At 54.0% G+C, this 6618-nt stretch carries 8 protein-coding genes; 2 read left to right on the top strand and 6 right to left on the bottom strand.

The features are described from left to right. The coding region (locus CSQ89_RS18840; protein ID WP_143747094.1) for a CHC2 zinc finger domain-containing protein at window positions 1–1804 on the bottom strand (1804 nt) is incomplete at its 3' end. A gap of 133 nt (window positions 1805–1937) precedes the next feature. Here CSQ89_RS18840 and CSQ89_RS18845 point away from each other — a divergent pair. Continuing rightward, a complete protein-coding gene (locus CSQ89_RS18845) occupies window positions 1938–2288 on the top strand; it encodes a helix-turn-helix domain-containing protein (RefSeq protein ID WP_099407608.1) in 351 nt (116 codons plus the stop codon). Window positions 2289–2492: 204 nt separating this feature from the next. After that, window positions 2493–2669, top strand: a complete 177-nt coding sequence (locus tag CSQ89_RS22585; RefSeq protein ID WP_158229048.1) for a hypothetical protein — start codon at window positions 2493–2495, stop codon at window positions 2667–2669. A gap of 453 nt (window positions 2670–3122) precedes the next feature. Here the strand turns inward: CSQ89_RS22585 and CSQ89_RS18850 are convergent, their stop codons facing one another. The 5 genes from CSQ89_RS18850 to relB all read right to left on the bottom strand — a co-directional run. Then, window positions 3123–3347 carry a hypothetical protein gene (locus CSQ89_RS18850; protein ID WP_099407604.1) on the bottom strand — a complete coding sequence of 75 codons (225 nt, stop codon included), beginning with the start codon at window positions 3345–3347 and terminating at the stop codon, window positions 3123–3125. A gap of 12 nt (window positions 3348–3359) precedes the next feature. Continuing rightward, window positions 3360–4451 carry a hypothetical protein gene (locus CSQ89_RS18855; protein ID WP_099407605.1) on the bottom strand — a complete coding sequence of 364 codons (1092 nt, stop codon included), beginning with the start codon at window positions 4449–4451 and terminating at the stop codon, window positions 3360–3362. Between the two features lie 174 nt (window positions 4452–4625). Then, complete coding sequence (locus tag CSQ89_RS18860; RefSeq protein WP_099407606.1) at window positions 4626–4949, bottom strand: hypothetical protein; 324 nt, start codon at window positions 4947–4949, stop codon at window positions 4626–4628. Beyond that, window positions 4946–5716 (bottom strand): hypothetical protein, encoded by a 771-nt coding sequence (locus tag CSQ89_RS18865; RefSeq protein WP_143747095.1) that lies wholly within the window; start codon window positions 5714–5716, stop codon window positions 4946–4948. Before CSQ89_RS18865 ends, CSQ89_RS18860 begins: the two co-directional genes overlap by 4 nt. A gap of 681 nt (window positions 5717–6397) precedes the next feature. Further along, window positions 6398–6618: type II toxin-antitoxin system RelB family antitoxin (relB, locus tag CSQ89_RS18870; protein ID WP_308418176.1), on the bottom strand; the 221-nt coding region annotated here is incomplete at its 5' end.

The following is a 6618-nucleotide window of genomic DNA, read 5'->3' on the forward strand; positions in this document are numbered from 1 at the left end:
GCACCACCACCGCCAGCGGCCGGTCCAACTTGCGGCTGGTGGCCGCTAAATAGGCCGTCAGCTTGTTGGTCGCCTCACCGACGATGCCGCATTGCTCGAAGTCCGCCAGCACCCGGCCCAACAGGTCTGGGGCACGCAGCAATTCCAACGCGGCCTGTTGTTCCTCCTCGCTCATCGTCGGTTGGCTGGGCACTTGTGGCATCAAGGCTTGCTGAATCGTGTCGTCCTGCACCTGCTCCAACTTGAGCAACACCCGGCCTAACTCGGCTTTGAGGGTCTCCGCTGACGCTCGCAGCTCGACGGCGGCCTGCTGCAGGAACTGGCTACGCGCCCGCGCTGCATACAGGTCCAGCGTGTCGACGTGGAAGTCATCGCCCTCGCTCACCATCAGGTTGACCTTGAGCACCCCCACCGCCAGATTCTTCGGCAAACCGCGCACCCGCCAACGTCGTGCACCTAGCTGCATCACCACTTCCCGCTCGTTCACCTCGGCGCTCAGATCGCAATGCGGCGCAGGCGGTACCGGGCTGGCAGGTAACTCGGCAACCGGTGGCGTCACCGGCACCGCCCCATCCGTCACGGCAGGCAAACCCGCGGCTAAGGGAAGCGGGGGAGCCGCCGCTGGCCCTTCCATGACGCGGGAGGCCATCGCCGCCAGGGCTTGCTTACCTTCGCTCGGCGCGTCCTCCAGGCCCATCCATTCGGCTTTACGCACCACCAAACTCAAGGCTTTATGCGCGGGTTTCATCGCCAGGGCGTAGGCGTTGGCGTCCAGGCCATGCGGGAAGCGGATACGCCAGCAATCCAACCCCAGCGCTTGCAACTGTTTTGCCAAGGCCAGCGCAGCCTTGTCGCCTGCTTCGTCGTGATCGTAGGCAATCAGCACCCGTTTAACCGCGTGCCGCTCAAAGGCCGCCAGATGGTCAGCGGTAAACCCGTTCACCCCATAGCTGGCCGTCACATTGCGCAAACCATTCACCCAGAAGGTCATGGCGTCGATGAGCGCCTCGCACAGAATGACTTCACCCCCTGCCGCCGCCAGTCCGGCTTCGTTCCACACGCCAGCATGTCCACCCGGCAAATAGAGGTGTTCCGCGGTACCTGCGCGCAAATCAGTGCGTATTTTGCGGCCATAGACTTCGTGGATCTGACCATTGAGGCCGATCACCGGTACCACCAGCGAACCGTTGAAGTGCTCGTGGCCACTCTCGCGCAGCAAGCCCACCGTCTGCAAGGACTGACGCACCGCCATGCCCGCCTTGAGGGTCTTGTCTGGCAGTCGATAGCCCAGTGTGCGGTTGGCGTAACCCAGCTGGAAGGTGCCAATCAACTCAGGATGATTCAAACCCCGCTTATCCAGGTAGGCCAGCACCTCGGGGTTTTGCTTGAGCGTGTCGTGGTAATACGCCAGCACCCGGCCCAGCAAGGTCTGGCGCTCGGCTTCGTCCACCCTGTGCGACTCGGCAGCTAAAGGCGAAGCGGCTAAGGAAGAAGGGGTCAGCACCGGTTCCAGGCGGTTGTCCCCTAAGCCGGTCCGCAGCCATTCCGCCGCATGCCGGAAGCTGATACCGCGTCGTTTCATCACCCAATCGATGGGCCCACCCGCTTCACCACAGCCAAAGCAATGAAACAGGTTCTTGCTCGGCGTCACCACCAGACTGGGTTTGTCGTCTTCATGGAATGGGCAACAGGCCGCGTAATCCTTCCCTTGCTTGCGCAACGCGATGCCATCCGCCTCGATCAGGCGAACCAGCGACACCTCGGCTTTCAAGCGTTCGATTTCTGTATCCGGGATGCGGGCCATAAACGGGATTTCCTCTAAAACTTGTCAAGACCATATATGTGTTTTATTGTTGCACATATGTATGTACTACGGTCAAGTGCTATTGGTTTCGGGAGGTAGGATCATCGGCGATACGTTTTCTCTCTGGTTGTCCATGTCTCTATCCGCGCGTCTGATTACCCTACGTAGGCAACTTGGCCTCTCACAGCAAGCGATGGCTGATGCTATTGGAGTTCATTCAAACAGTTGGAAGAAGTACGAATCAGGCCAAGCACAACCGTCTTTAGAGGTGCTCAAGAAGATCGCCATCAAACTGCACGTCAGTACTGACTTCTTGCTGTTTAATGAACAGGAACGTGGGCCAAGCGATGAATTCCGCCTACGCTTTGAGGCGATTTCTTCGTTCTCTACGGAAGAGAAACAGGTCGTCAAAGAGATACTGGATAGCTTGATCCTGAGGCATCAGGCAAAACAGTTCTTCACGCCACCACAGACAGGCAATTAACGTTTACGCCCTGTCTGCCATGCAGCCGCTAAAAGAAACCCCCTGAACCCCAAGCAGCAGCTGGGGTCGAGGGGGCTATTTTATTTATCTAATAGATATCTAAATTACAGATAAAAAATATCTAGTAGATATCCATCAAATAAATAAACAGCGCTGGGAAACATGCGCCATCAGGCCGGGTTCTCCCCTTGCAGACCCTACCCGTTGAGTTGGTCACGATGGTCGAACCGGGCGGGCGGCGGCGTCGCCGGGCGCGGGGGTGTCATCGGGATTAGTGCACAACTGATGGGCCGCGCCGTACCCGTCCGCGTGCTGCGCGAGGCATTTTTTCGGGCACTGGATGGGACGCTTTGGAAGGCAGGCGGGGTGTCTACACCGTAGACAGAAACCGCCTTTAAGAATCAAGCGTTTAAACGCGAAACGTAGACATGTAAACAAATGTATACAGGCATATTCCTTCTAATTCAGTGACTTACAGCCCGCAAAGCGGTGCGTGTGGTGTGGGGGGTATTTTGACACGAGTTAAGGGCACACAACTTGAGGGTTTTTAGGGGCCGTTTTGGGGGGCGTCCAAGACGCCGCCCAAGTGCGTTTTACCAGCGCGGCTTTGCCGTGCAATTGGCGGAAGATTTGCAGGCATTTGGCAATGACAGCAATGATTAAGGAGCCAGCCGGCCCACCTGAATGGTGGACCGACCGGGATGAGTGCGTGCACTTAGACGGCAATGCCGACTGGGTGCGCTGTGATGACGACTTCGGGTATTGAAGTTATTGTCTTGTCAGAGAATGCCGATTTAGATCAAATAGGATTCTATCTAACAGGCAATGCCTATATCACCTGACTTTCCAATGAATCTCAGGGACACCTGATTTTTCTAGAAGAGAAATCGTTGCACTTGCTAGATCGTCATCTTCAATAATTAGATCGAGGAAATTACCTTCCTCATGAAGATACTGGATTAATTTATAGCTAGGGCAAACAATAAGCCTGAATTTCTCTATACCTCCAGCAGGATCAATTATGCTCTCTTGAACTTCTTGATCAGATACTATTTTCATATATTCGGCTCCTTACTTCGCCAGGTTAAAGTAGTCATATGGCAAAGGACTAAATGCAGTGTATTCCGTTGGCGAATAAATAATGTAATGAGGCGGAATAGAAGCCTTAGGATTATTCTCCAACAAAGTTGAGACTTTACGCTGCATGATATCCAAATCTGCATTAGATGGTGAAGTCTGGAACTTATTTACGGTCGGATGAGTATGAGCTATTGGATAAACGTCGCTCGGAAAGCCAACTCTGCTAATACCGCCGTTATTGACAACATGCTCAATTTGCCCGTTAGTTCCAATTCGCTGTCCAAGACCAAATTCAATGGTTCGACCATTGAGAGTAGATAGCTCATACAAATCTCCAAACGAGTGTGGGCCTTGGACAACAACACCGTTTGGCCCAGGGAACGCACCGGTTTCCTTTAGATAGCTAATAGATGCGCTATCTCCTACGCCGAATGACCTGGACGGTATGAAATCACCACCACCACCACCGGTTTGTCTAAGTGCACTGTTTGGAACCCCACGAACACCCGCCCCAGCCGCATTCACCTCCGCCCCAAATGGTGTGGGTACACCACCAGCAAGGTATGCAGCCTCGCTAAACGCAGCAGTGGTTCCGGCTGTGACGTGCCAATTCATTATAAGGGCTGGCTTTATGCCATATTGGACCGCTTCCGTACCCAACTTGATCAACGCATTTCCATAAGCTTTGGCACCGTTACCCAAGGCAACCGCGCCATTTACCGCACCCCTTGTAACAAGGCCGCCTGCCCCGAGAGTCATTAGCTCTAAATCAAAAGTTTTAAGCGGTGGATCAATGCGCTCTAAGTAGGCTCTAGCCTGGGCGCTATTTGAGAAAGTTCCTCTATCGGAGGCCATTGACTCGCGCATTGCACCAACCGAATCAGATAACCCTCGCTTATGCCGGTTAAGCATGCTTTGGCGACTGATATAAGCGTGATCGATTTCACCGGATGGCAACCATCCCTCTGGCGGCCCAATACGCCGCAAGACGGGGTCGGGCTCATAAGGCAATGCGCGTACTTTCACATCGGCGTCATTGGCATAGCCGCCTTCCCAACTACCACCACCGCCACCGGCTTGCACTTCCCAACTACCACCCGCGCCACCGCTACGACCGTCAGGGCCTGGATTCCCCGATGCGCCTCTACCTACTGGAGAGACCGGTATACCGCTGGCTGTCGTTGGCGTTGGGGTACGACCAAACCACTGCCGACCATTCCCCGCGATGCTGTTGCCAAGCACATCCCCGAATATCTTTTACTTCAATTCTCCCAATAAAAGAAAGCTGTTAATTAGCGTGGCAATTACTGACAACGCTAAAGTTAGTTTTGGAAGTTTTTGTTTTCCTCCTAATGCTGAGAAGAACCATCCACGATAATCCCCATATACGGCTTTAACTTGATCAAGGTGAAGGACCCACAAGAAAATTGTGGCAAGTACCCCTCTAGCTGTCATCCCAAACAATCCAGCTAAAGAAAACACAAAAAATATCAAGAAGAGTGCCAAGACTAGAAACAGTCTCAAATAACCACGAGTTTTTCTAGCTTGTTCATGTTCTTGTACTTGATTTCTATACATCATTTTTTCTCCATCACACTAACGTAAGGCGTGCCCCACCAACCAGCAGAAGCTCCAGCATCATAAACACCCGTATAGGCTGAACCTACACCGACATACCCCCCCCAAGTGGAAGTGCCAAGTTTCCATGCGACAGGGGAATAGGCGTTAGCTGCTGCTTCAATAGAAACCATCATTCGGGGTTGTTGGAGCAGCGCTGGGTAACTAGCCGTGTACCGTGCGGCACCATTGAAAATGCTGACATTTCTAAATGCTGCCCCACTCGCGACATCAATGGCCATATCGCTTGCTTGTGCAACTCTTACGATGTTGTCACTTCCACCCATAGATTTAGCTGCAAGTTCAAGTGCGCTACCTGGCAGATAGTCTGGTCCAGAGGGTGCGCCTTTGAGTGCCTTATAAAAATTCGCACCATTCAAAGCGAATCCAGTTGCTGACCGAGCTACCAATGCTCCACCACCTACAAGTAACGCGGCACCAGACAATTTAGTGACTACAGGCTCAGGTGCAATCATGAGGGCACCACCTGTTCCTAGAAGCGCATCTCCTGCCAGGACACCCAATCCACTACCAACCATACCCATGGAGGACTTCCCGAGCTCTAACCAATTAACCGGCATGTCATCAAAGCGGGTGAATTTCCCGTTAGGACTAGGGGAGTAAGCAAAGGTGCGATCTTGCCTAGCTAGATTGAGTTGTCTGATGGAGGCTTCTTTTTGTGCATTTTCAGCAGCACGAGAGGTCATTGATGCTTCTTTGAACGACCACACCGGCTTATTTCTTGGTGCAGATGGGTCTGGCATTGGTTCGTGGCCCATGGGTCTGCGATACGCAACTTGCCCACGATCACCGACGGCGGGCTCCCAATCATCTGAACCTGCACCTGCGTTACCCGCAGCAACTGGCGCTACCGGTACGACCTCATCAACAAACAGATCGCGCCAATCCCGTGGCCGCTCGCTGCGGTTCGGTTCCGGTACGACCGGCTTGGCAGGCCCAACCCAGTTACGACCATTCCCCGCGATGCTATTGCCAAGCACATCCCCGAAGATAGATTTTCCGGTCACGAGTTGTCGTACTAGAACCCGTCAAACCTAGACGCCATGCGGCTTTTAACGCATCCATTGGCCTAAAACTGCCCAATGGACAGAATTTTTTCCAGACGCTGTTTTTAAAGAACATGGCTAAGTCGCCTTAGCGAAGGGGGCGGATTTTGCCAGAAGAAACCCGCAGACAGGCTGCGGGTTAGGGGAAACGAGCAGGGGAATCAGACTAGCGGCTAAGGAGATGGGCGGGGTACAGGCTCAACCCGCGCCCAAGGCCCGTAAAAGGGCCTCCAAGGCGATAGCAAGGGGTGGTGGGGTTTGGGTATGGCCGACTGGCCTAGAGAGGGAGAGAGGGGCTGCAGAAGCCCGCAGGCAGGGCTGCGGACCAGGGGAACGGACTGCGAATCAGGGTTTCCGCTTCATCAGCACTCTCACCCGCATCGATTCGGTTTGGCTGGCGCGGGCATCCATCAGAAGGTGCTCAGCCAGGTAGACGGCCTCCAGCTCGTCCATGTGCGCCAGGATGGCTTCACGGGCGTAAAACGTCTTGGTGCGCCCCGTTGATTTCGATAATGCATTCAGCCGATTTTCAATGTCGGCAGGGAGTCGGATGGTCAGCACGATGG

This window comes from Chitinimonas sp. BJB300, assembly GCF_002735695.1.
Lineage (GTDB): Bacteria > Pseudomonadota > Gammaproteobacteria > Burkholderiales > Chitinimonadaceae > Chitinimonas.

Bases quoted from the DNA above. Each gene is read 5' to 3' on its own strand.
- CSQ89_RS18845 (WP_099407608.1), top strand. From the start codon at position 1,938: ATGTCTCTATCCGCGCGTCTGATTACCCTACGTAGGCAACTTGGCCTC.
- CSQ89_RS18850 (WP_099407604.1), bottom strand. From the start codon at position 3,347: ATGAAAATAGTATCTGATCAAGAAGTTCAAGAGAGCATAATTGATCCT.
- CSQ89_RS18860 (WP_099407606.1), bottom strand. From the start codon at position 4,949: ATGATGTATAGAAATCAAGTACAAGAACATGAACAAGCTAGAAAAACT.